Here is a 23,694-nt window from a genome sequence, read left to right as displayed (position 1 = left end):
ATAAAAACTATTTTTTAAATTTAGACTGTATTGCAGTTACAGTAATTGTATAGATAATATCTTCTACTGAAGCTCCTCTTGATAAGTCGTTAATAGGTTTTTTCATACCTTGCAATATAGGACCAATACTGGAAATATTTGCTGAACGTTGAACTGCTTTATAAGTGGTATTTCCAGTATTTAAATCTGGAAAAATTATAACAGTTGCTCGTCCTGCAACTAAAGAATTTGGTGATTTAATTTTACCTGTTTTAAAATCTATAGCAGCATCGTACTGTATAGGACCATCTATAACAATATCAGGTCTTTTTAACCTAACTAAATTTGTAGCTTTTCTAATAATTTCTACTTTTTTACCAGAAGCTGAATCACCTGTAGAATAAGAAATCATAGCTACTATAGGATTAATATTAAATTGAATAGCTGATTCTGCAGACTGAATTGCAATCTCAGATAATTGATTCTCGTCTGGGTCTATATTTATAGCACAATCAGAATATATTAATACTTTATCATGAAATAACATGAAAAAATAAGATGAAATAAAATTATATCCTTTAGACATTTTGATCAATTGTAATCCAGGTCTAATTGTATTAGCTGTAGTAGTAGTAGATCCAGCAACTAAACCATCTACTTTACCTTCTTCTAACATCAACGTAGCTAATGTAATGTTGTTATTGTCTGTTTCTAAGCAACGATGTGCTTCTATTTCATTCATTCCTTTATGTTTACGTATTTTTACTAAATTTGAAATATATCTATTTCTTATTGAAGTTGGATTTATAATCTTAATTTTATTATCAAGAACAATTTTATTTTTTATGCATAAATATTTTATTTTTTCTTCATCTCCTAATAAAATACATTTAGCTATTTTATTATTACTACAAAAATTTACAGCTTTAATAATCCTTAACTCGTTACCTTCAGGAAAAATAATACGACTGATATTAGGAAAAGAAGTAGCTATTTTTTTTAATTTTATTTTAAAAATTGTTCCAGATTCTACAAATTTTTTTTCTTTTTTAATTTTAATACATTTTCTAAATAAATTATTCCATTTTTTAATACAAATACAACTAGAAATAAATCTCTGAACTAATTTGATTTCAAAATAAGATTTATTTAAAATAGAAAAAAAATTTTTCTCTAATAAATTTAATACTTTAAAAATATTTTTAGAAGAATAAACAACAGGTAAATCTTTTTTAATTAATTTTTTACAAAACTCTCTAACAAATTCTATTTTTGAATCTTTTAAATCTACAAAAAACAAAACACTCATCTCTTTTTGTAATTTTTTATTTTTCAATAATATATCAACTAAATATTGATTAGTAAAAGAAACAATTATTATAGAACCAAGATAATTTTTTTTAAAAATATTTTCATGTATAAAATTCAATAAAAAAAAATCTCTTACTATGCAATCTTTTAAATTTCCTTCATTTAAAATTTTTATTTTTAAAAAATTAAATAAAATACTAGCGGAAAAATTAACTAACTTTTTACTCCGAGGTATAGAAGCAATTACTGGAATTAATTCTTTATTGTTATTAAAAGATTTATAATTGTAAGAAACAGTAGATTTTTTTTTAGAAAAAATAATTTTATTAGAATTGAGAAATTTTTTTTCTTTTGAAAAAAAATAAGAACTATTATCTATAATAGATAGCAATTTATTAACAATAATTCCTAAAGGAACTAAACTATATTTAGTTAAATATTTTTTCATGTAAAAATCTATTCTATTATTATAATAAACATCTGTTATATCTTTTTTTGATACAAAAATTATATTTGCGTTCAATATCATCGATATTTCAAAATTAACTTGATTGATTATATGTTCATAGTCCTTAACTAATTTTAGTCCTTCTACTAAAACTAGATCAGATTTTTTTTTTGAACTATAAAAATTTTTTAAAATTTTATTATAAATAATTGAAAATCTATTTTTATTAAAAATATCATCTATACTAATTTTCTTTAAAACTGGAATAAATGAAATTAATTTATTGAATTTAATAATTTCTAATGTTTTATCTAAATTTTTTTTATTAAAAATTTGGTTAGAAATAGGTTGAAAAAAATATTTTTTTTTAAAATTATTACTTTTTTCTAAAAAGTCAATAAATCCTAAAATAGTTGTGCTTAAATCAATAGATTTATCTAAAGGTAAAAAAATAATTGTAATTTGTGACAAAATAAATCTCTCATTTTAAATTAAAAAAAATTATAAATTTTTTATATTCAATCATTGATATTTTTAAAAATTAATTTTAAAAAATTTATTTATTAAAAAAACAAACTAAATGATTCTTTTGCAATAGCAAATTCTTCGTCAGTCGGTATAACTAATATTGGAACATTAGAATTTTTGCTTATATCAATTATTAAATTATCATTTTTTTTAAAAGAATTATTATTTTTTTTATAATCAACAAAAATGTTTCCAAACCAAGATAAATTTTTTAAACTCTTTTCTCTTACTAAAGAAGAATTTTCTCCAATCCCTCCAGTAAAAACAATTCCATCCAATTCACCATCCATTAAAGAAAAATAAGAAGAAATATACTTTCTTAATCTGAAACAAAAAATATCAATTGCTAACTTTGCTCTTTCATCAGAATAATAATTCAATTCAAGATCTCTAAAATCACTAGTACTCTGACTTAAACCTAATAATCCCGATTTATTTATTAATAATTCATTAATTTCTTTGATTGTATAATGTAATTTCTCATACATAAAAAAAATAATTGAAGGATCAATGTCTCCAGATCTAGTTCCCATGACCAATCCCTCTAAAGGAGTTAATCCCATAGAAGTATCAACACAAATACCATTCTTAATTGCTGAAATAGAAGAACCATTTCCTAAATGACAAGAAATTATATTTATATTGGAAAATGGTTTTTTCAAAAACGTAGAAGCTTTCATACAAACGTACTTATGACTAGTTCCATGTGCACCATATTTTCTAATGCCATAATCGTTGTATAAACTATATGGAATAGCATATAAATAAGATTTTTCTTTCATTGAATAAAAAAAAGAAGTATCAAAAACGGCTACATTTCTTTTATATAATTTTGGAAAATTTTCTAAAGAAAAATTAATTCCCAATAAATTTATAGGATTGTGCAAAGGAGAAAATATAGAAGCTTCGTGTATATGACTAATAACTTTTTTATCAATAATAGTAGTTTTTTTTATATAACGACCACCATGAACCACCCGATGACCAATAACTCCAATTCTATTAAATAATTCTTTATTTTTAAATAATATTTCTTTTTTTATAATCTTTAATATTTCATTATGATCTATTTCTTTATTAAAGAGAATAATGTTTTTTTTAGAACTATGAGATGTAGACCAAATCAATCTTGTATCTTTTAAATATAATCGTTCTGCTAATCCAGACAAATAAACTTTTTTTTCTACTGTGTCTATTATTGAAAATTTTAATGAAGAACTTCCACAATTTAAAACTAAAACTAATTTGTCGTATTTCATTTTTTATTTTAAAAATTATAAAAATATGATTTAAAAAAAATCATATCATATTTTTTCTAAAAATCTACTAATATATTAATCTTTCTAATCTAGAATTAATTATAACTAATTAACCTATTTTATTTAAATTAAAAAAAAGAAAAAAATTTTAATTCTTTTTATTAAAAAGAAATCTTTAAAAAAAATTTCAATACTATATAACAAAAAACAACTAATGAAAAATTACTTTTTTTTGCTCAATCGAATGAATTTGAATTTTAATAATTTCACTAATTGGATCTTCTGGACAATTTTCAATAAAATAAATTAAATCTGCTAACGCTATATGATTGCAATCTAATTGAGAATATATTAAACCACGATCTCTAATTTCATAAGGATCGTTTGGAGTAATTTTTAATAAAATTTTATTTGCAATCAAAGCTAAATCCATTTTTTTTTCTTCCATTAAAGCAGTTTTAAATGTATTTAATATTTTTTTTACAATAGTTAACAAATCTGCTGATTTTAAATTATGGTCATATAATTCTGCAGTTGGACTAATATTACCTTTTAACCACACTTCTAAAATGTGATTATTTAAAAATCCCCCATCAAAAGGATTAATAAAAGATTTATCCCCTTTTGACCAATCAGCTCTTAAAATCAATTGAGTGGGAAAAAGTACAATAGACAAAGGTAAATTTAATTCTTTAGAAATATGAAACAAAATTATTGCTAAGGAAATAGCCGTTCCTTTTTTACTTTTTAAAACTTTATCTATCCATAAAGAATCTGACAATTTATAAACTCCATCAGAAGAACCAAAACCCCAACTTGAATAAAACAAATTCAATAATTTTTTAAATCTTTTTTTATCGCTAGTTTCAGAACTAATATAGAAATTAGCTTCCTTTATTTTTGATTTTAAGTCCATAATTACAAAATCAGAACAAAAATCTTTTCCTCGTATAATACTAGTTATTGAAATAATTACATCAAATAACGAAAATTTAGAAAAATCAATACAAGAAAAATCTATCATAAATTTCCTTTTTATTTATTTTTTATTAAAATAATTAATTAAATTATTTTTTCTTATTAATATAATTAATATTTAATTATATTAAATTTTAATAATAATTTAAAAAGAAACTATTGGTTTACTAAAAATTGTATATTTTTTTTAAAAAATGAGAAATTATGAATCAGATTCAGAAATGCAAGATAATTGTTCAGCTCTATTTTCTTTAATTAAATTTTCAATTAAAATATCTAAATTACCTTCTAGTACTTTATCCAACTTATGCAAGGTTAAATTAATTCTATGGTCCGTTATTCTATTTTGCGGAAAATTATAAGTTCGAATGCGATCTGATCTATCACCACTACCTAATAGGTTTTTTCTAATAGAAGATTCTTTTTTATGAAGATCTAATAACTCAGCAGAATAAATTCTATCGGATAAAACTGATAAAGCTTTAGATTTATTTTTATGTTGAGATCTTTCATCTTGACATTCTACAACTTGTCCAGTAGGAATATGTGTTATTCTAATTGCAGAGTCTGTAGTATTTACATGTTGTCCACCCGCTCCAGAAGAACGAAAAGTATCAATTTTTAAATCATTAATATTAATTTTACTTTTTTTTACGACAGAAAGTTCAGGCATAATTGCCACTGTACAAGTAGAAGTGTGTATTCTTCCTTGAGATTCCGTTTTAGGAACTCTTTGAACTCTGTGTCCACCAGATTCAAATTTTAATCTTCCACAAACATTTTTACCTTGGATTTTTGCTACGATTTCCCTATATCCACCACATTCGCTTTGATGAAAATTAATTGTTTTAAATTCCCATTTTTTTTTTTCAGAATAACGAGTGTACATTCTAAATAATTCTTTTGCAAAAATAGATGCTTCTTCTCCACCAGTTGCTGCTCTAATTTCAATAAAACAACTTAATTTATCGTTTGGATCTTGAGGTAAAAGTAATAAATTTATTTTTTTTTCTAATTCTATTAACTTATTTTTAGAATAAAAAATCTCTTCTTTAGCTAATTCTTTGATTTCACTATCAGACAATAAAACTTTAGATTCCTTAATATTCTTTTTTTCTTTTTTCCAAGAAATAAAATAATTTGTTATATCTAACAGTAATAAATATTCTTTAGATAAAGAAAGATATTTTACTTGATTAGAAAAAATATTTTTATTAGAAAGTAAAAATTCTAATTTCAAACGTCTTTCATACAGTGATTGTAATTTTATAAATATAGAATCTTTCATTTTTTTAAATAAAAAACTATCTTGTTATAAAAAAACAGTTAAACATAGAATTTTAATTCTAACATAACTTCAATAAGTTTAAAATTTTATTAAATAAAAAATAATTATTTTTATTAAAACAATACTTTTAAAAAAAAATAAAAACTTTTTTTTAATTAAATTTAAAAACTGTAATTACTATTTTAACGAAAAATAAACTATACTTAAAAACATAAAAACAAAAAATCAAATAAAATTAACTGATACTTTTTAAAAATATTAAAAAAATAAAACTAAATAAAGGAATAAAAAAATGCTAAATATGAAATTATTTTCAGGAAATGCAATCCCTAATTTAGCTAAAAAAATAGCTAAAGAATTAGATACTTCTTTAGGAAATGCTGAAGTCGGAAGATTTAGTGACGGAGAAATAAATGTTCAAATTAATGAAAACGTTCGTGGAGGAGATATTTTTATCATCCAATCAACATGTTCTCCTACTAACGATAATTTAATGGAATTAATAGTAATGGTAGATGCGTTAAGAAGAGCCTCAGCTGGAAGAATTACTGCAGTAATTCCTTATTTTGGCTATTCTAGACAAGATAGAAGAGTTCGTTCTGCAAGAGTTCCAATAACTGCAAAAGTTGTAGCCGATTTTATTTCTAGTATTGGAGTTGATAGAGTATTAACCGTAGATCTACATGCAGAACAAATTCAAGGGTTTTTTGATGTACCTGTTGATAATGTTTTCGGAAGTTTAATATTATTAGAAGACATGTTAAAGATTGAATTAAAAAAACCAATTATAGTTTCTCCTGATATTGGAGGAGTTGTCCGAGCCAGAGCCATAGCTAAATTATTAGACGATACTGATATGGCAATAATAGATAAAAGAAGACCTCAATCAAATGTTTCACAAATAATGAATATAATTGGAGATGTAGAAAAAAGAGATTGTATTCTAATTGATGATATGATCGATACTGGAGAAACGATATTTAAAGCAGCAAAAGCTTTAAAAAAACAAGGTGCTAATAGAGTTTTAGCTTATGCAACACATCCTATTTTTTCTGGAAACGCAATAAAAAATTTAACACAATCACTAATTGATGAAGTAATAGTTTGCGATACAATTCCACTACCAAAAGAAATTAAAAAACTACCAAATGTTCGTACGTTAACTTTATCATCAATGCTAGCTGAAGCAATAAGAAGAATTAACAACGAAGAATCAATTTCTGCTATGTTCGAACATTAAAAAAAAATTTAGTCTCGAGAAAAATTTCTTGAGACTTTAAAAAAACTATTTAATAATTATTTTTTCCATGACTTATTAAAAATAAAATTTCTGAAATTAAAAAAAAAGAACCATACACTAAAATAATATCATTTTTATTAGAATTATTCAAAACATGAAAAAAAGCGTTACAACTATTTTTAAAAAAAACAAAAATATCCAAATAATCCTTCCAATCTTTTAAACCAATACTTCTATTTGTATTTAATTTAGAACAAGTCCACGAATCGACCAAATTTATAAATGGTAGAATAGTTTCTTTAATATCTTTATCTTTTAACATTCCTATTAAAACATGTATTTTTTTATTCTTTTTAATCAAAGAAAGTCTTTTTGATAAATAAGAAGCTCCATGAGGATTGTGACAAACATCTAAAATAATCCACGGAGATAAAGATATAGTTTGAAAACGACCAGGTACAACAATTGAATCAATCATTTCTTTAACTAAAGAATTTACTATTTTAAAACCAGAAAACTGTAAACTAACTAATGCCAAAGCAAAATTTTCTACTGGAAAAGAAACGTATTTTAATTTTTTTATTTTAATTTTTCTACTTAAAAAATTCCAATAACGTTCTTTTTTTTCTATTTTCCAATCTTTTCCAAATCGTTTTAAATAAACATTTTTTCTCAAAGATTCTTTATAAACACTAATAGGAAGATCTAAATCTCCAAAAATTGCAATTTTATTTTTTCGAAATATCCCAGATTTTTCAAATCCTATAGAATCTTTATTTGAACCTAAACAATCCTTATGATCTAATCCAATATTAGTAATAATTGATATATCAGAATCAATTATATTAGTTGCATCTAATCTACCTCCTATTCCTACTTCTAAAATTATTACATCTAATTTTTCTTGTTTAAATAATAAAAGAGAGGATAAAGTAATGATTTCAAAATAAGTTAATAAAATATTTTCTTTAGCTAATAAAACTTTTGATAAAGAAAAAAAATGTTTTTGTTCATTTAAACATTTTCCATTTATTCTAACTCTTTCTTTGTATTCAATTAAATGTGGAGAAGTGTACAAACCAACTCTTAAACCTAACATTAATAAATACTTTTCTAATGTAAAACAAGTTGAACCTTTTCCGTTAGTTCCAGTAACAGTAAAAATAAAAGAAGAAAAATTCAATAAATTTAATTTTTTAGCTACTTTTCTTATATTAAATAAATTATTAACTACTACATACTTAGAAAGTAATTCTATTTTTGATAGCAATTTAGATAATTTTCGATTATCTAAACTATTTTTTTTTTTTAAATAAATTTCATTCATATATTTTTTATAAAAAATAACCTTTTTAAAATTAAAAAACAATTTTAATACATAAAATTAATATTTTTTAAAAATAAATATTTTAAAATAAATTATCTTTTCTTAATTGATATACAAAATTACTACTAAAAAATAATATTAATTATATTATTGAACTACTGAATCAGTTTTTATATTAAATAAAACCAAAACTTTTTTAAAAATTTTTTAAAAAAAATCTTCAAATATTATAAAAAAACTATTACATCATTTAATAAAACAATTAAATTAGAAGGAAAAAAACCAAAAAAAACTAAAAATAAATCTAATAAAAAAATAATAAATCCTGGAATAGTTTTAATATGAGTAAAAAAACTAACTTTTTCACATTCTGAAGAAAAATAATATAAATTCACAATAATTTTAAAGTAATAATAAAAAGATAATAAAGTAGAAAAAAATACAACAAAACTTAAAAAAAACAAATGAGAACTAAAAATACTAAAAAATAACAAAAATTTACTAATAAAACCTAAATTTATAGGAATTCCTGATAAAGAAAATAACATAATTGTTAATGAAACAGCAAGAAATGGATCTTTCCAAAATAAACCTTTATAACTAGCAATTATATTTTCTTTAAACTTTTTTTTATTATTAATACTAACTAAATTCATTATAAAAAATATTCCAATATTACTAGCTAGATAACTACAGATATAGATAGCAATAACATCTAAAAAAAAGGGATAACTATTAAAAGACAATAAAACAGCTAATAAATATCCAAAATTAGACATCGAAGAATAACTCATTAACTTCTTAAAATTAGATTCAAATAAAGCCATTATATTTCCAAATAATATAGAAAAAAACGCCATTATTTCTAATAAATAATATAATATTCTTCCTTTTCTATAAGGTATATATAAAATTAATCGAACAAAAGAAACAAAAATAGATAACTTAGACAATGTTGAAAAATAACTTAATACAATTGAATGCATACCATTATAAATATCAGGTATCCACAATCCAAATGGAAAAATTGATAGTTTAAACGCAAAAGAAATAAAAATAAAACCAATACCAAATAATAATATATACAAATTATCATTTGAAAGATAATTTAATGATCTTTGCAATTCAAAAAAAGACAAACCACTAGAAACCAAATATGTCAAAGCAATTCCAAATAACAAAAACGAAAAAGATATACTAGATAAAACCATATATTTAATTGTTGATGACAACGATTGTTTATAATTTCCCAAACAACAAATTAAACCTAATAAAGGTATATTAACTAATTCAATACCAATACATAAACTAATCAAATTATTAACTGTGGTTAAAAAAATACAACCAAGAGTAGACAATAAAATTAATAAATAAAATTGAGAATGATCATTTTTTTTATCTTTCAAAGAAGAATATGACATAATACAAATTATAAAACTAAAAACTAAAAAAACTTTAGAATAAAAGATTGAATATTTATCAATTCTCAATAAATAATTAATATCAATAGGATCTTTATTAATGATAAAAAATAAAGATAAAAAACTAAAAAAAATAGAAAAAGCAGTAAAAATTAAATTTTTAACATTTGTAACTGAATAAGAAATTAATAAAGTTAACGTAATTATATTTAAAAAAAACAAAAAAAACGGAAATAATGCAGTTAATTCTTTATTGATAATAATCATTAGTTTCTGCAACCTTAAATTAATCAAAATAATGAAAATTGAATTGTTTTTTTACTTTTAAATTGTATTAATATATAAAATGTCCAAAATTAATTTTGGAAAAATTCCTATCAACAAAATTAAAAAAACAAAGGAAAAAAATATCAAAAATTCACTTTTCGTAATAAATTTTTCTTCAATAAAATGAATTTTTTTTTCTCTTCCATAATAAATTCTATGCATTAAATTAAAGGAATATAAAGAAGAAAAAATAGATAAAAATAAAAACATAAATGATAAAAAATTAGAAAATTTAAACATTCCCAACAAAGTCATAAACTCACCAACAAAATTCCCTGAACCAGGAATAGAAATGTTAGAAATTAAAAAAAATAAAGATAAACCAGGTAACCAATTCAAATTAAACCATAATCCTCCCATGTCTTTAATATTCATGGAATTGATTTTTTTATATAATTTTCCAAAAATTATTATTAAAGCAGAAGTAGTTAAACTTTGTACAATTATTTGTATTACTATACCTTGATATATTAATAAACTTTTTCCACTATAAATAGCTGCTAACATCATCCCCATATGAGAAATAGAAATATAAGCAATTAATCGTTTTATGTTCGTTTGAGAATAGGCCACCCAAGATGCATAAAAAGCAGTAAAAATACCAAGAAAAATTGCAAATGGAACAATTTTAGAAAAAGAATGAGGAAATAACGGAACACAAAATCGTAATAATCCATATAAAGAAGTTTTTATAATAATTCCAACTATATCTACAGATCCAGATTTTGGTGAATTCATTAACAAATCAGGAAGCCAAGAGTGAAAAGGAACAATTGGCATTTTTATAATAAATGATAAGAAAAAACAAATCATTAAAAATAATTCTAAGTTTGGATCTAAAGAAACTTTTAGTAAAGTCTGATAATCAAAAGAAAAATTTGAGCTAATATTATAGTAATTAATCACTAATCCAAAGATAGACAATAACATTAATAAACCAGAAATTAAACTATATGTAACAAATTTATTTGCAACTTTAACTAAGTATTTATTTTTATCTTTAATACATTTATCCGGTTCCCCCCAAAAAATAATTAAAAAATAAATTGGAATAATTGTTAATTCCCAAAAACAAAAAAACAAAAATAAATCAACTGATAAAAATGTTCCAATTACACTACCAATAATAAAAAGAAGATGAAAATAAAAAACATGCATGGATTTATTTTTTTCGAACCATGAACATAAAACCGAAACAACTCCTAAAAAAGAAACTAATAAAATCATTAACAATGATAATCCGTCTATTGCTAAATGAAAATCAATACCCAACTGAGGTATCCAAGGAAAAATAAATTCAGATATCCATTGATTAGAATTGTTTTTTATACATTTTAAATACAAATAATTTTTATATAAAAAAATAATAACAAGAAAAAATGTACTTGTCGTAAAAAATAAAGCATTCCAACGAGGTGAAAAACGACTACAAAACCTATTTAAAAAGAAAGAAAAAAAACCTCCGATATACGGAATAATAACTAAAAAAAGAAGTGACATTGAAATTATAATCCTGTTGTAAAATATTACTTAGAAGTTTTAATTATTTAAAATTCAATAATTCGTCAATTTTTTAAAAAAATAATTTTAAATTAATATTAGTAAAATTAATGAAATAAAAAAAATAAAAAACTAAAAAATAAACAAAAAAAAGAAACTCCAAATATAAAAAATAAAATATGCCAAGATAAAGTATTTTTTACTAAACATAAAAATATTTTATAAAAAAAAACTACAAAAAAATAAAAAAAGGAAAACAAATATCTAAATGGATCGAAAGAAACTTTTTTTACAATAAAAAAATAAGATTTTACAAAAACAAAATCATAAAAAAAATCAAATCCAAAATTTTGATTAAGATAACAAAAATTATTTATAAAATTTTTATTTTTTAAAAATTTATAAAAAAAATTTTTCTTATTGACATACAAATCATAAGAAATTAACAAACCTATAATAGAAAGAAGACTTGATACAAATTCTAAAAAACTCCTTCTTGTAAAAATATTATTTTTATTATAAAAATCAAAAAATAAACTAGAAAATGGTGGAAATAACATAATGAAAAAAGTTGAAAAAACTAATAAAATAAAAAGCGGAAAAGTATGAAAAAAACCTTTATTTAAATAAAAAAATTTTTGTTTTTCATTTTTTACATAAAAAATCAAAAAAATCATTCTAAATGTATATATCGAAGTTAATAAAACTCCTAAAAGAGATGAAAAAAGAAAAAACCATTTTTTATTTTCTAATAAAAGATATAAAATTTCACCTTTAGTATAAAAACCTGAAGTTATCAATGGCAAGGAACTTAATGAGGAACCTCCAACTAAAAAACAAAAATAAAGAAATGGTTGTTTTTTTATTAAACCACCCATTTTAAAAATATTTTCTTCTCCATTAAAAAAAGAAATTATAGAAGCAGAACTTAAAAATAATAAAGACTTAAAAAAAGAATGAGTAACTAAATGCATAATAGCAGCATTCCAACATTTTACAGAAATCGCTATAAACATATATCCAATCTGACTCATCGTAGAATAAGCTAAAATTTTTTTTATATTATTTTCAAATAAAGCTGAAAAACAAGAAAAAAGAACAGTTAAAGTTCCAATAACACCTGTAAAACATAAAACAATCGGAGAAGTTGAAAACAAAAAATTAGTTCGAACAATTAAATATACACCTGCAGTAATCATAGTTGATGCATGTATTAAAGCTGAAACAGGAGTTGGACCAACCATAGCATCAGGCAACCATGTTTGTAACGGAATCTGAGCTGACTTAGTAATTGCTGCAATCAAAAGACAAAAAATAGAAAAATGAAATTTCCAATCATTAATTAATAATCCATTATTTATCAAATTTTTTAAATCATTTAAATTTACAGTCTCAAAACGAGAATACAAAATAAAAATGGATAGACAAAAAAATACATCTCCTATTCGAGTCATTATAAAAGCTTTCATAGCAGATTTATAACTTTCTTTTTTCTTATGATAAAAACCAATAAGTAAATAAGAACATAAACCTACTAATTCCCAAGCAAAATACATCAATAGTAAATTATCAGATAATACTAATAAAAACATACTGGCCATAAAAAGATTCATATAAGAAAAAAAAGTAGAAAATTCTTCTTCAGATTTCATGTACCAATAAGAAAAAACATGTATTAAAAAACCAATTGAACCAACCATTAATAACATAAAAACTGAAAATTTATCCATTAATAAATTAAAATTAAGATTTAAAGATTGAATATTATTCCATAGTTCAATATGTTGAGAAAAAAAACAAAAAGTAGAACTATTAAAAAAATAAAAAACAACGTAAAAAATTATTGTTAATGAAGAAAAAATCGAACCTATTCCAATTAAAGCAGAGAAAAAATTTGATAATTTTCTTTGAAAAATAGATAAAATAAAAAACCCTAACAAAGGAAAAAAAATAATGCTACTTATATTATTCATTCACAAGTCTCACTTAAAACATCAATATTTAATGTCTTATAACAACGATGCATCTGAATTAAAAGAGCTAATCCAATTCCAGCTTCAATAGCTGATAATGTAATTGTTAATAAATATAATATTTGACCGTCTAATTGATGAACATAATTACCTGTAATAACTAAAATCAAAGAACAAGCATTATTTATTATTTCTAACCCAATTAATATAAATAAAAAATTACGACGAGTTAATACTAAAAACAATCCTAAAAAATACAATAATGTAGACAATAATAAACCATGTTGTATAGGAATCATATAATATGTCCTTAATCAAAAATATAATTGACTAAATTTATTTATTTTTTTTTCCGATATGAAATGCAATTACTATTCCAGATAATAAAATCATAGAAATAAACTCAACTAATATGGCATACGAACTCAATAATTTATTTCCAAATCTTCTAATGTTATCCGATTCAGATATAAAAATTATTTCTCTATTATTTAATAACAATAAACCGTATATAATACTAGAAAATAATATGATTAATACTAATGAAAAAATTTTCCAATTTATTAAAAATATACATTTACTTTTTCCGTTTTCAGATTTTTTTTTTAAATTTAATGTCATAAAAGAAAAAACAAATAACACCATTATGGCACCAATATAAATTACTATTTCTATTACTCCAGGAAAATAAGCGCCTAACGAAAAAAAAATTCCTGAAGTAGATAATATTGATATCAAAAAATACAACAAAGAATACATAACATCAAAACTAAATATTATCAAAAATGTAGATAATATTGAAATCGCTCCAAAAATATAAAAAGTTAATTCCATTCAATATTTTCCTCATGGTAATAAATTTTTAACACTAATTGGCTTAAATTCATTTTTCGAATCTCCAATAGATTTATCTTCTATAGAAACCCCAGAAACATTATAAAAATTATAATTATCTTTTTTCCCAGTTCCAGAAATTAACAAATCCTCTTTTTCATAAATTAAATGTTCTCTTTTAAATTCAGATAATTCACAATCTTTCGTTAATTGAATTGCTAATGTAGGACAGGATTCTTCACAAAGACCACAAAAAATACAACGAGAAAGATTGATCCTAAAAAATTTAGGATAAGATCTACCTGACTTATTTTCTGATTTCTGCAACGTAATACAATCAACCGGACAAACAACTGAACACAAATTACAAGCTACACATCGTTCACTACCATCAGAATTACGAGTTAGTACTATTCTTCCTCTATTTCGATTTGATAATTTAACTGGTGTTTCAGGATACATCATTGTTTCTCTTCTAGAAAAAATATTCATAAAAACCATATACATACTTCGCAATTGACTAAAAAAAATCAAAATTACTTTTTTAAATATCATTGATTTATCCACCATTATACAAAAATTCTAAAAAAAACCGTAAAAAATAGATTTAATAATGTTAAAGGAAAACAAAACTGCCATCCAAAACGCATAATTTGATCATATCTAGGTCTTGGCAAAGATGCTCTTACTAAAATAAATAAACATATAAATAAAAAAGTTTTTATAAAATAACAAAAAAAAGAAGACGTAAATGGCCCTAAATATCCTCCAAAAAAAATTGTTGTTATTAAAGATGAAGTTGTAATTATAGAAATATATTCTGCAATAAAAAATAAACCAAATTTTACTCCTGAATATTCTATATGATATCCATTTGATAACTCTTGTTCAGATTCTGGTTGATCAAAAGGATGTCTATGACATAGTGCTAAACTAGATATAAAAAAGGATAAAAAACCAATAAATTGAGGAAAAAAATTCCATATTTCTCTTTGACTTTCAATAATGTCCACTAAATCGAATGAACCTGCTCTAACTACAACACCCATTACTGATAAACCTAAAAAAATTTCATAACTTAATGTTTGTGCTACTGCTCTTAAAGAACCAAGTAATGCATACTTATTACCACTAGACCAACCAGCAAATAAAATCCCATATACAGATAAAGAAGCCATCATAAAAAAAAACAAAATTCCAATATTTAAATGAACCACCATCCAATTTTCGTTTATCGGAATAATACACATAACAACTAATAAACAAACAAAAGAAATTACTGGGGCCATAACAAAAAATAAAAGGTTTGAAAAAGTAGGAATCCAATCTTCTTTAAAAAATATTTTAATCATATCAGCTATAACTTGTAATAAACCATATTTTCCAACTCTATTAGGTCCATATCGATTTTGAAACAACGCTAATAATCTTCTTTCAAAAAAACTTAAAAAAGCTGAAAAAAAAATAATTGAAAAAAAAAATATGACTGTAGCCATTGGAGAAAATATGTCTTTTGTGTTATTAATAATCTTCATGTTTGATCCTTTTTCCGAAGATTCGTTATTTTTCTACCCAATAAAAATAATGGAATATTAGAATTTCCTACAGATAATCCTATGTGACCAGATTTTAAAAATTTAGAAATTTCCACATATAATACAAACTTCGTATCTAAACAATAAAATTGAATTATATCACCTTCAAACAAATCAAGTTTTCTAGCGTCAAAAATTGAAATTCTCGCAAAATTTTCTTTATTAAAATTTTTTCTTATCAATTCGGAACGACTAGATAATTCTTCGCTATTAAATAAAGTATAAAAAGGAACTACTAAAAAATTATTTTCATTAAAGATAGTTTTTTGAAAATTAGAAATAGAATTTATATTCTTAATATTACAATTTTTTACATTATCTAATATCCTAATTCCAGGATTTCCATTTTTTAAATTTCCTGCTATTTCATCTTGAAACTTATTCCAAGATTGTAGTGAATTCCAACCAGGAAACCAAGAAAAAGGTATTTGAGAAGAAGTTTCAGACAATTGATTATTTCCTTCCATAGAAAAAGAGAACATCGAATTAATGTCAATTGGTTGACTTTTTTCATGTATATTTTTATCAGAAAATTGTGCAGTTCTTCCACTATAACGATGTGGGGAACGAGCAATTTTTTGACCTTTAATTCTAAAATTAGAATTATAAGAAGCTTCTTTTATCTTCGTTAAAGATGGAAAAGATTTTATTAAAGAACTAATAACATCTTCTGTACTAATCCATGAAAATGATCTTTTTTTAATTTTAGATTCTAAAATATGAATCCATTTCCAACTATCTAATACTACATTATTTTTTAAATAAAATTGAGGATCATATACTTGAAAAAATCTCTGTGCTCTAACTTCATGGTTCATAACAGTCCCTGTACTTTCAAAAAAATTAGAACATGGAAAACTTACACTTCCATTTTTAAAAGTATTTGTATTTTGATGATCAATAACAATAGAATCAAAATTTGAAAGTACGTAATCAATTTTTTCTTTTGAAATAAACCGATACAAATCATTTTCTAAAATTATTAATGTAGTTGTTTTTTTTTCATCTAAAATTTTTTTAATTCCTGTTTCAATTGATTTAGTTCCAATCATTCCTAATCCAATACTATTAACATTTGAAGTTAATAAAGTTATTCCTGTTTCAATACCTCTTTTTATTAAAGATTTAGATAAATTAAATGCAGATTCAATGAATCTAATATCTCCTGCATGAGATCCTGATATAATTAATACTTTTTTAGATTTTAAAAAAGCATCAACAATCACTTCAATTTTTGACTGTAAAGAAACATCAAAAATTTCTGATTCAAATACATTTGAATTAAGTTTTCTTTCAATAAAACTTATTAAGTTAATTTGTTCTTCAATAGAAGATATAAAACTCCATTTTGAAATTTTATCAAGAGAAGTAGCATCTGTACTAGTAATAAACAAAGGGTTTTTTATATTATTTTTAGCATACAATTTAGCCATGCTATGCCAAGTAGGAATAATTTCCTTTCTATCATCACTGCTAAAACCAAAAGAACAATTATTTACTGCTTGACGAACTGACAAAGCAATACGAGGAGATGTATTTGTAACATCTTCACCTAATATAAAAATACAGTCGTAACTCTCTATTTCACGCAATGTTGGAGTATATATTCCGCTCTCTTTTAAAATTTTAATAATTAATTGAATACAAGAATTTTCAATTTCAGTACTGTCAACAAAAAAATTCTCTTCACCTACAAAATTAAATAAAGCATAATTGCTTTCTATACTAGCTCTTGATGAACCAATCCCAATAACTCTAGAAGAGTTTTTTAAAAATTTTCTACACTTATTAATTGCCGATTTTACATCTATTTGCAATCTACTTAAATCATTTTTAAAATTTATATTTTTAGTAGTTACTATCTTAGGATTATCCATCCTATTAGCATAACCATAACCAAACCTACCTCGATCACAAATAAAATAATGATTAATGTCTCCATGATATCTATTTTCTATTTTAACCAATTTTCCATATCTTTCTCCTGCTAAAATATTACAACCAACACTACAATGTGAACAAATGCTAGGTGCGTACTGCATATCCCATTTTCTACTATAATTTTCAGAACTAGTTTTGTCTGTAAACACCCCAGTAGGACATACTTCAATCAAATTCCCAGAATGTTCATTTTTTAAAAAACCGTCTTTTAATCTACCAAAATAAAGATTATCTTTTGAGCCAAATACACCAAAATCTTCTCCTCCAGAATAATCTTTATAATATCTAACACAACGGTGACAACTAATACAACGGTTCATATTATGTGAAATAAATGGACCAATAAACTGATTTTTATGTGTTTTTTTTTTATATATATATCTACGAGAATAATATTTATTCATAACAGTCATATCTTGAAGATGACAATTGCCACCTTCTTCACAAACAGGACAATCATGAGGATGATTTATCATTAATAATTCAATGATTGATTTTCTAAAATTCAAAACATCACTAGTTTCAGTAAATACAATCATATTATCTGTTATAGGAGTCATACAGGACATAACTATTTGTCCAATTTTATCGCTTTTATCAAAATGAACCTTTACAGCACATTGTCTACAGGAACCTATACTACCTAATTCTGGATGCCAACAAAAATATGGAACATCAACTCCTACAGACAAACAAGAAGACAATAAATTATTTTTTTTCTTTGCATTATACCGATTATTGTTTATAACAATTATAGTCATTAAAAAAAAATTCCAAAATGTTAGATGAAGGTTTGTATTTATACTATAAAAATTAGTTTTAATTAAAATTAATTTAATTTAATTTTAGTCTTAAAAAATAAATAAAAAACTACTTATTTATTTTTACACCTGCTTCAAATTCATTACGAAAATAAAATAACGCACTTTTTAAAGGTAATATTGCTCCTGGAGCATGTGCACAAAACGTTTTTCCAGGTCCTAAATATAAACATAATTCTTCTATCAAAAGAATATCTTCTAATTTTCCTTTTTTTTTCTCTAAAGAACTTAAAATTTTTACGATCCATGGCAATCCATCTCGACAGGGAGTGCACCAACCACACGATTCTCTAGAAAAAAATATTTCCAAATTTTTTAATAAAGATACTATATTAATTTCTTGATGTACTGCCATTGCCATCCCAGTACCTAATCTACTACCAATTTTCATAAAGCTAGAAAAGTCCATTTTCATATCTAAATGTTTTTGAATCAAAAAATTAGTACTTGCTCCTCCTGGCAACCAAGTTTTTAAAATGTATCCATATTGCATTCCACCTGCATATTCTTCTAATATTTCTCTAGCAGTGATTCCTAATGGAACTTCCCAAATTCCAGGGTTTTTTACTTTCCCTGAAAAACCCATCATCTTTGTACCAGAATCTTCGCTATTAGATAAATTTTTATACCAATCTATTCCATGAAGAAAAATTGACGGAACATTTGACAATGTTTCAACATTATTAATACAAGTAGGTTTTCCCCAAAGTCCACTAACAGCAGGAAATGGAGGTTTTGATCTTGGAGTTGCTCTTCTACCTTCTAAAGAATTAATTAAAGCAGTTTCTTCACCACAAATATATCGTCCAGCACCACTATGCAAAAATAAATTAAAATTGAAATCAGTTCCTAGTATATTTTTACCTAAAAAACCAAAATTCTTTGCTTCTTCTATTGCTCTTTTTAGTATTCGTTCAGCATCTACATATTCCCCTCTCAAAAAAATATAACCACAAGAAGATCCAATAGCGTAAGCAGAAATTAAAATCCCTTCAATCAATTGATGAGGTATTTTTTCCATTAAAAAGCGGTCTTTATAAGTACCAGGTTCCATTTCATCAGCATTACACAATAAATAATGAGGAAATACTTTTTCTTGATTAGAAACTAATTTCCATTTAATCCCTGTAGGAAAACCAGCCCCACCTCTTCCCTTTAATCCAGACAAAATAATTAGTTTAATTACTTCTTTAGGAGAATAGGATTTTAAAACTTTTTTAAATGACAAGTATCCAATCGTACTTACATATTCTTTAATCCAAATTGTATTATTCTTATTATTTTTTATCCACCAAGTAAGAGGATGTGTTTCTTTTTTTATTACATCTTTCATTGATGTTTCTCTAATAAAATTGGTATTAATCCTACAGTTAATTTAGTATAAGTTTTATCATTTATCATCATTGCTGGAGATTTGTCACAACAACCTAAACAACAAGTTGGCAGTAAAGTAAATCTATTATCTATAGTCGTTTCCCCTATATTAATCTTTAATATTCTTTTTAATTCATTTTTTATTTCAATATATCCAGTAATATAACAAACCATACTATCACAATAGCGAATAACATTTCTTCCAACTGGTTGTCTATATATATGATTATAAAAAGTAGCAATTTCTTCTATTTCTACAGGCGGTAAACTCAATAATTTAGCAATTGCATAAATAGAATTTAAAGATACCCAACCTCTTTTTTTTTGAACAATTTTTAATGCTTCTATAGAAGCTGCTCTAGAATTAAGATAACATTTTTTTTTCTCTTTAATTTCTTTTTTTTCATTTTCACTTAAATCAAAATTTGTAGGTATTATTTTATTTTTCATAATTTTTAGACTTCTTATCGGTCAACATCAGACATTACAAAATCAATACTTCCTAAATAAGCAATTAAATCAGAAATTAAACTACCTCGAATAACTGAAGGAATTTGCTGTAAGTGTGCAAAACTAGGAGTACGTATTCTAGTTCGATAACTACAGGTGTTTCCATCACTAATTAAGTAATAACTATTAATTCCTTTAGTAGCTTCAATCATCTGAAAACTTTCTTCAGGATCAAAAATAGGTCCCCAAGAAACTTGTAAAAAATGAGTTATCATAGTTTCAATATTATGAAGGGATAACTCTTTAACAGGTGGAGTCGTCAAAGGATGATCTGCTTTGTATGAACCTTCAGGCATATTTTCCAAGCATTGTTCTAAAATATTCAAACTTTGATAAATTTCTTCTACTTTTAACATTATTCTAGAATAACAATCACTTACACCATTTCCTATCGGTATATCAAACAAAAAATTTTCATATCCAGAATATGGTCTAGATTTTCTAATATCAAAATCTACTCCAGTAGCACGAAGTCCAGAACCAGTAATTCCCCATGACAACGCTTCTTCTTTAGAATAAGAAGCAACTCCTTTCGAACGAGAAATTAAAATTGTATTTTGTAATGCTGATTTTAAATAAAAATCAATACGTTTAGGAATCCAAGATAAAAATTTTTTTAAAAGATTATTCCATCCTTTTGGTAAATCATCAGCTACTCCACCAATTCTAAACCATGCAGGATGCATTCTTGCTCCAGTTATTGATTCAATAACATCATAAATTTTCTGTCTATCCGTAAATGCTAAAAAAACCGGAGTCATTAAACCTACATCTTGAATAAAAGTAGAAATACATAATAAATGACTGTTTATTCGAAATAGTTCCGATAACATTATTCTAATAACTTTTGCTCTTTCTGGAACTTGTATATTAGCCAATTTTTCAATAGCTAAAACATATGGCATTTCATTCACACAACCACCTAAATATTCTATTCGATCAGTGTAAGGAATATATGTATGCCATGTTTGACGTTCAGCCATTTTTTCAGCTCCACGATGGTGGTAACCAATATCAGGAACACAATCAATAATTTCTTCTCCATCTAACTGTAAAACAATTCTAAATACACCATGTACAGAAGGGTGATTGGGTCCTAAATTTAAAAACATAAAATTATTATTCTTATGCTTTTTTTTCATACCCCATATTTCTGGTTTAAATTTTAAAGATTCAATTTCATTATCTTCTTTCTCTTTAGTTAAAAAAAAAGGATCTAACTCTGTTGCTCTAGCTGGATAATCCTTTCTTAAAGGATGTCCTTCCCAAGTATTTGGCATAATAATTCTAGTTAAATTTGGATGCCCTAAAAAAGTAATACCAAACATATCCCAAACTTCTCTTTCGTACCAATTAGAATTCAAATAAATTTTTGTTAAAGTAGGAATATTTAGATCATTTTCAGATAAAGAAACTTTTAACATTAAATCATTATTTCTTGAAATAGAAATAAAATGATAAAATACTGTAAAATCAGATATAGGTAATACATTTTTAAAAACACGAACACGTTCATCAATTGCATGTAAATCAAAAAGTATATTGTAAGGATTATAAAGAATGATTTTTAAAAAATTAACTACTTCTAACAACATTTCTCTTGGAATCCAAACAATAGGAAATCCAGTTTTAGAAAATTGAAAAAAAAACTTATTTCCTTTAAAATAAGAATTAATTTCCTTTATTACTTCATCTCTAAAATCAACTTTTTCTTGAATATTTCTTTTTTTATCTTGTCTTTTCATAGAATGCTTTTCTTGAATAATATTCGTTATTTTATTCGATTTAAATAAATTATTTTTTAAAATCACTCCAATAATTTACTATTGGTATTTCTTTATTTTTAGAAAAAACTTTATCATTTGTTTTTTTCTTATAAACATTCTGATCCCCTAATACCCAGGATAAAGGTCTTCTTTCTTTAGAAATAGTTTCTTGCAATAATTTCAAAGCTTGTATGTAAGATTCAGGTCTAGGTGGACAACCAGGTACATATACGTCTACTGGTAATATTTTATCTATTCCTTGTACCACAGAATAAATATCGTACATTCCACCAGAATTAGCACAAGCACCCATTGAAATAACCCACTTAGGTTCTAACATTTGATCATATATTCTCTTAATTACTGGAACCATTTTTATAAATGGAGTTCCCGATATTACCATAAAATCTGATTGTCTAGGAGATGCTCTCAACACTTCAGAACCAAAACGACTGACATCATGAACGGAAGTAAACGCTGTTACCATTTCAACATAACAACAAGATAATCCAAAATTGTAGGGCCATAAAGAATTTTTCCTTCCCCAGTTAACTAAAACACGTAACCAAGTTGATAACTTACCAAAAATAATATTTTTTTGACCCATATCTTTCATCTTACTATTTTTATCTAAAACATTTTTACTACTTATATTTTTTGTATTAGTTAATGTATATTTCATTTTATTTTCCACAAAAAAAATAATATAAAAAACTATCAATAAATGATTTATTAAATATCAAAATTTTTTTAAAATTAAGACCAATCTAAAATTCCAAGTTTAACCACATACACCAAACCAACCAACAATTCAAAAACAAAAAACATCATTTCTACAAAACCAATCCATCCAGTATCATTTATAGTTGTCACCCAAGAATATATATAAATAACTTCAACATCAAAAATAACAAAAATCATAGCTACTAGATAGAATTTAACAGAATAACAAAAATCAATATTAGAAATACCATCTATCCCAGATTCAAAAGGGATGTTTTTTTTATCTCTAGATTTTTCTCCTAATAACCATCCAAATAAAAGCATTGCAAATACTATTAAAAAAGATAGAAATATAAAGTACAAAAAAGAAAAATGTGAAAAAAAAGAAGTATAAAAGGTAGACATACTCGTTCCAGACATACATTAAATAAAAAATTATTATATCATAATTAATTATTCGATTTTAAAAATTGAAGTATGCCTTTAATAAAAAATTTATTTTTTTTAAAATTAGTTTTTTTTAATCCCCTTGATGGAATGCAAATAGCCCC

19 protein-coding genes are annotated in these 23,694 nt (G+C 23.8%); 1 reads left to right on the top strand and 18 read right to left on the bottom strand.

The annotated features are described in order from the left end of the window. Nucleotides 1-7 precede the first annotated feature (7 nt). From pta to prfA, 4 genes are all read right to left on the bottom strand, one after another. Nucleotides 8-2,209, bottom strand: a complete 2,202-nt coding sequence (gene pta / locus AB4W66_RS00755; protein ID WP_367674994.1) for a phosphate acetyltransferase — start codon at nucleotides 2,207-2,209, stop codon at nucleotides 8-10. 92 nt (nucleotides 2,210-2,301) lie between these two features. Then, nucleotides 2,302-3,525 carry an acetate kinase gene (locus AB4W66_RS00750; protein ID WP_367674993.1) on the bottom strand — a complete coding sequence of 408 codons (1,224 nt, stop codon included), beginning with the start codon at nucleotides 3,523-3,525 and terminating at the stop codon, nucleotides 2,302-2,304. A 211-nt stretch (nucleotides 3,526-3,736) separates the two neighbouring features. Next, nucleotides 3,737-4,549 carry a tetratricopeptide repeat protein gene (locus tag AB4W66_RS00745; RefSeq protein ID WP_367674992.1) on the bottom strand — a complete coding sequence of 271 codons (813 nt, stop codon included), beginning with the start codon at nucleotides 4,547-4,549 and terminating at the stop codon, nucleotides 3,737-3,739. Between the two features lie 156 nt (nucleotides 4,550-4,705). Continuing rightward, nucleotides 4,706-5,791 carry a peptide chain release factor 1 gene (prfA, locus tag AB4W66_RS00740; RefSeq protein ID WP_367674991.1) on the bottom strand — a complete coding sequence of 362 codons (1,086 nt, stop codon included), beginning with the start codon at nucleotides 5,789-5,791 and terminating at the stop codon, nucleotides 4,706-4,708. 292 nt (nucleotides 5,792-6,083) lie between these two features. Here prfA and AB4W66_RS00735 point away from each other — a divergent pair, with 292 nt between their 5' ends. After that, a complete protein-coding gene (locus AB4W66_RS00735) occupies nucleotides 6,084-7,031 on the top strand; it encodes a ribose-phosphate pyrophosphokinase (protein ID WP_367674990.1) in 948 nt (315 codons plus the stop codon). Between the two features lie 49 nt (nucleotides 7,032-7,080). On the opposite strand, the gene folC is transcribed toward AB4W66_RS00735, so the two are convergent. The 14 genes from folC to ndhC form a co-directional block, all read right to left on the bottom strand. Continuing rightward, entirely contained in the window at nucleotides 7,081-8,358 is a 1,278-nt protein-coding gene (gene folC, locus AB4W66_RS00730) for a bifunctional tetrahydrofolate synthase/dihydrofolate synthase (RefSeq protein WP_367674989.1), read from the bottom strand. Nucleotides 8,359-8,585: 227 nt separating this feature from the next. Then, nucleotides 8,586-10,046 carry an NADH-quinone oxidoreductase subunit N gene (locus tag AB4W66_RS00725; RefSeq protein WP_367674988.1) on the bottom strand — a complete coding sequence of 487 codons (1,461 nt, stop codon included), beginning with the start codon at nucleotides 10,044-10,046 and terminating at the stop codon, nucleotides 8,586-8,588. A gap of 57 nt (nucleotides 10,047-10,103) precedes the next feature. Further along, complete coding sequence (locus tag AB4W66_RS00720; protein ID WP_367674987.1) at nucleotides 10,104-11,606, bottom strand: NuoM family protein; 1,503 nt, start codon at nucleotides 11,604-11,606, stop codon at nucleotides 10,104-10,106. 107 nt (nucleotides 11,607-11,713) lie between these two features. Next, nucleotides 11,714-13,579: an NADH-quinone oxidoreductase subunit L gene (locus AB4W66_RS00715; RefSeq protein WP_367674986.1), complete on the bottom strand. Its 1,866-nt coding sequence runs from the start codon at nucleotides 13,577-13,579 to the stop codon at nucleotides 11,714-11,716. Continuing rightward, on the bottom strand, nucleotides 13,576-13,878 hold the full coding sequence (nuoK, locus tag AB4W66_RS00710) for an NADH-quinone oxidoreductase subunit NuoK (protein ID WP_367674985.1): 303 nt from the start codon (nucleotides 13,876-13,878) through the stop codon (nucleotides 13,576-13,578). The genes AB4W66_RS00715 and nuoK overlap by 4 nt, the downstream gene beginning before the upstream one ends. A 37-nt stretch (nucleotides 13,879-13,915) precedes the next feature. Continuing rightward, the gene (locus tag AB4W66_RS00705) at nucleotides 13,916-14,413 is read right to left on the bottom strand and encodes an NADH-quinone oxidoreductase subunit J (protein ID WP_367674984.1); all 498 of its coding nucleotides are present in this window, start codon (nucleotides 14,411-14,413) and stop codon (nucleotides 13,916-13,918) included. 12 nt (nucleotides 14,414-14,425) lie between these two features. Further along, nucleotides 14,426-14,968: an NADH-quinone oxidoreductase subunit NuoI gene (gene nuoI / locus AB4W66_RS00700; RefSeq protein ID WP_367674983.1), complete on the bottom strand. Its 543-nt coding sequence runs from the start codon at nucleotides 14,966-14,968 to the stop codon at nucleotides 14,426-14,428. Between the two features lie 14 nt (nucleotides 14,969-14,982). Beyond that, nucleotides 14,983-15,948, bottom strand: coding sequence for an NADH-quinone oxidoreductase subunit NuoH (nuoH, locus tag AB4W66_RS00695; RefSeq protein WP_367674982.1), 966 nt, complete (start codon nucleotides 15,946-15,948; stop codon nucleotides 14,983-14,985). After that, nucleotides 15,945-18,710, bottom strand: a complete 2,766-nt coding sequence (nuoG, locus tag AB4W66_RS00690; protein WP_367674981.1) for an NADH-quinone oxidoreductase subunit NuoG — start codon at nucleotides 18,708-18,710, stop codon at nucleotides 15,945-15,947. The genes nuoH and nuoG overlap by 4 nt, the downstream gene beginning before the upstream one ends. Nucleotides 18,711-18,819: 109 nt before the next feature. Next, complete coding sequence (nuoF, locus tag AB4W66_RS00685) at nucleotides 18,820-20,103, bottom strand: NADH-quinone oxidoreductase subunit NuoF (protein WP_367674980.1); 1,284 nt, start codon at nucleotides 20,101-20,103, stop codon at nucleotides 18,820-18,822. Next, nucleotides 20,100-20,594 carry an NADH-quinone oxidoreductase subunit NuoE gene (gene nuoE / locus AB4W66_RS00680; RefSeq protein ID WP_367674979.1) on the bottom strand — a complete coding sequence of 165 codons (495 nt, stop codon included), beginning with the start codon at nucleotides 20,592-20,594 and terminating at the stop codon, nucleotides 20,100-20,102. Before nuoE ends, nuoF begins: the two co-directional genes overlap by 4 nt. Nucleotides 20,595-20,608: 14 nt before the next feature. Further along, nucleotides 20,609-22,399 carry an NADH-quinone oxidoreductase subunit C/D gene (gene nuoC, locus AB4W66_RS00675; protein WP_367675074.1) on the bottom strand — a complete coding sequence of 597 codons (1,791 nt, stop codon included), beginning with the start codon at nucleotides 22,397-22,399 and terminating at the stop codon, nucleotides 20,609-20,611. A gap of 49 nt (nucleotides 22,400-22,448) precedes the next feature. Continuing rightward, complete coding sequence (locus tag AB4W66_RS00670; protein ID WP_367674978.1) at nucleotides 22,449-23,102, bottom strand: NADH-quinone oxidoreductase subunit B; 654 nt, start codon at nucleotides 23,100-23,102, stop codon at nucleotides 22,449-22,451. Between the two features lie 74 nt (nucleotides 23,103-23,176). After that, a complete protein-coding gene (gene ndhC, locus AB4W66_RS00665; protein ID WP_367674977.1) occupies nucleotides 23,177-23,548 on the bottom strand; it encodes an NADH-quinone oxidoreductase subunit A in 372 nt (123 codons plus the stop codon). Between the last annotated feature and the right edge of the window lie 146 nt (nucleotides 23,549-23,694).

Origin of the sequence: Buchnera aphidicola (Tetraneura ulmi) (assembly GCF_964058925.1) — a bacterium.
GTDB classification, from domain to species: domain Bacteria; phylum Pseudomonadota; class Gammaproteobacteria; order Enterobacterales; family Enterobacteriaceae; genus Buchnera_D; species Buchnera_D aphidicola_B.
The sequence above is the reverse complement of the archived record's forward strand: the minus strand, read 5'-3'. Positions and strand labels throughout refer to the sequence as shown.

Coding starts and splice junctions, on each gene's coding strand:
- AB4W66_RS00720 (WP_367674987.1), bottom strand. CDS start 11,606: ATGTCACTTCTTTTTTTAGTTATTATTCCGTATATCGGAGGTTTTTTT.
- AB4W66_RS00745 (WP_367674992.1), bottom strand. CDS start 4,549: ATGATAGATTTTTCTTGTATTGATTTTTCTAAATTTTCGTTATTTGAT.
- ndhC (WP_367674977.1), bottom strand. CDS start 23,548: ATGTCTACCTTTTATACTTCTTTTTTTTCACATTTTTCTTTTTTGTAC.
- AB4W66_RS00750 (WP_367674993.1), bottom strand. CDS start 3,525: ATGAAATACGACAAATTAGTTTTAGTTTTAAATTGTGGAAGTTCTTCA.
- nuoC (WP_367675074.1), bottom strand. CDS start 22,399: ATGAAAAGACAAGATAAAAAAAGAAATATTCAAGAAAAAGTTGATTTT.
- nuoH (WP_367674982.1), bottom strand. CDS start 15,948: ATGAAGATTATTAATAACACAAAAGACATATTTTCTCCAATGGCTACA.
- folC (WP_367674989.1), bottom strand. CDS start 8,358: ATGAATGAAATTTATTTAAAAAAAAAAAATAGTTTAGATAATCGAAAA.
- nuoF (WP_367674980.1), bottom strand. CDS start 20,103: ATGAAAGATGTAATAAAAAAAGAAACACATCCTCTTACTTGGTGGATA.
- nuoG (WP_367674981.1), bottom strand. CDS start 18,710: ATGACTATAATTGTTATAAACAATAATCGGTATAATGCAAAGAAAAAA.
- AB4W66_RS00715 (WP_367674986.1), bottom strand. CDS start 13,579: ATGAATAATATAAGTAGCATTATTTTTTTTCCTTTGTTAGGGTTTTTT.
- AB4W66_RS00725 (WP_367674988.1), bottom strand. CDS start 10,046: ATGATTATTATCAATAAAGAATTAACTGCATTATTTCCGTTTTTTTTG.
- nuoI (WP_367674983.1), bottom strand. CDS start 14,968: ATGATATTTAAAAAAGTAATTTTGATTTTTTTTAGTCAATTGCGAAGT.
- AB4W66_RS00670 (WP_367674978.1), bottom strand. CDS start 23,102: ATGAAATATACATTAACTAATACAAAAAATATAAGTAGTAAAAATGTT.
- nuoK (WP_367674985.1), bottom strand. CDS start 13,878: ATGATTCCTATACAACATGGTTTATTATTGTCTACATTATTGTATTTT.
- nuoE (WP_367674979.1), bottom strand. CDS start 20,594: ATGAAAAATAAAATAATACCTACAAATTTTGATTTAAGTGAAAATGAA.
- AB4W66_RS00705 (WP_367674984.1), bottom strand. CDS start 14,413: ATGGAATTAACTTTTTATATTTTTGGAGCGATTTCAATATTATCTACA.
- AB4W66_RS00735 (WP_367674990.1), top strand. CDS start 6,084: ATGCTAAATATGAAATTATTTTCAGGAAATGCAATCCCTAATTTAGCT.
- prfA (WP_367674991.1), bottom strand. CDS start 5,791: ATGAAAGATTCTATATTTATAAAATTACAATCACTGTATGAAAGACGT.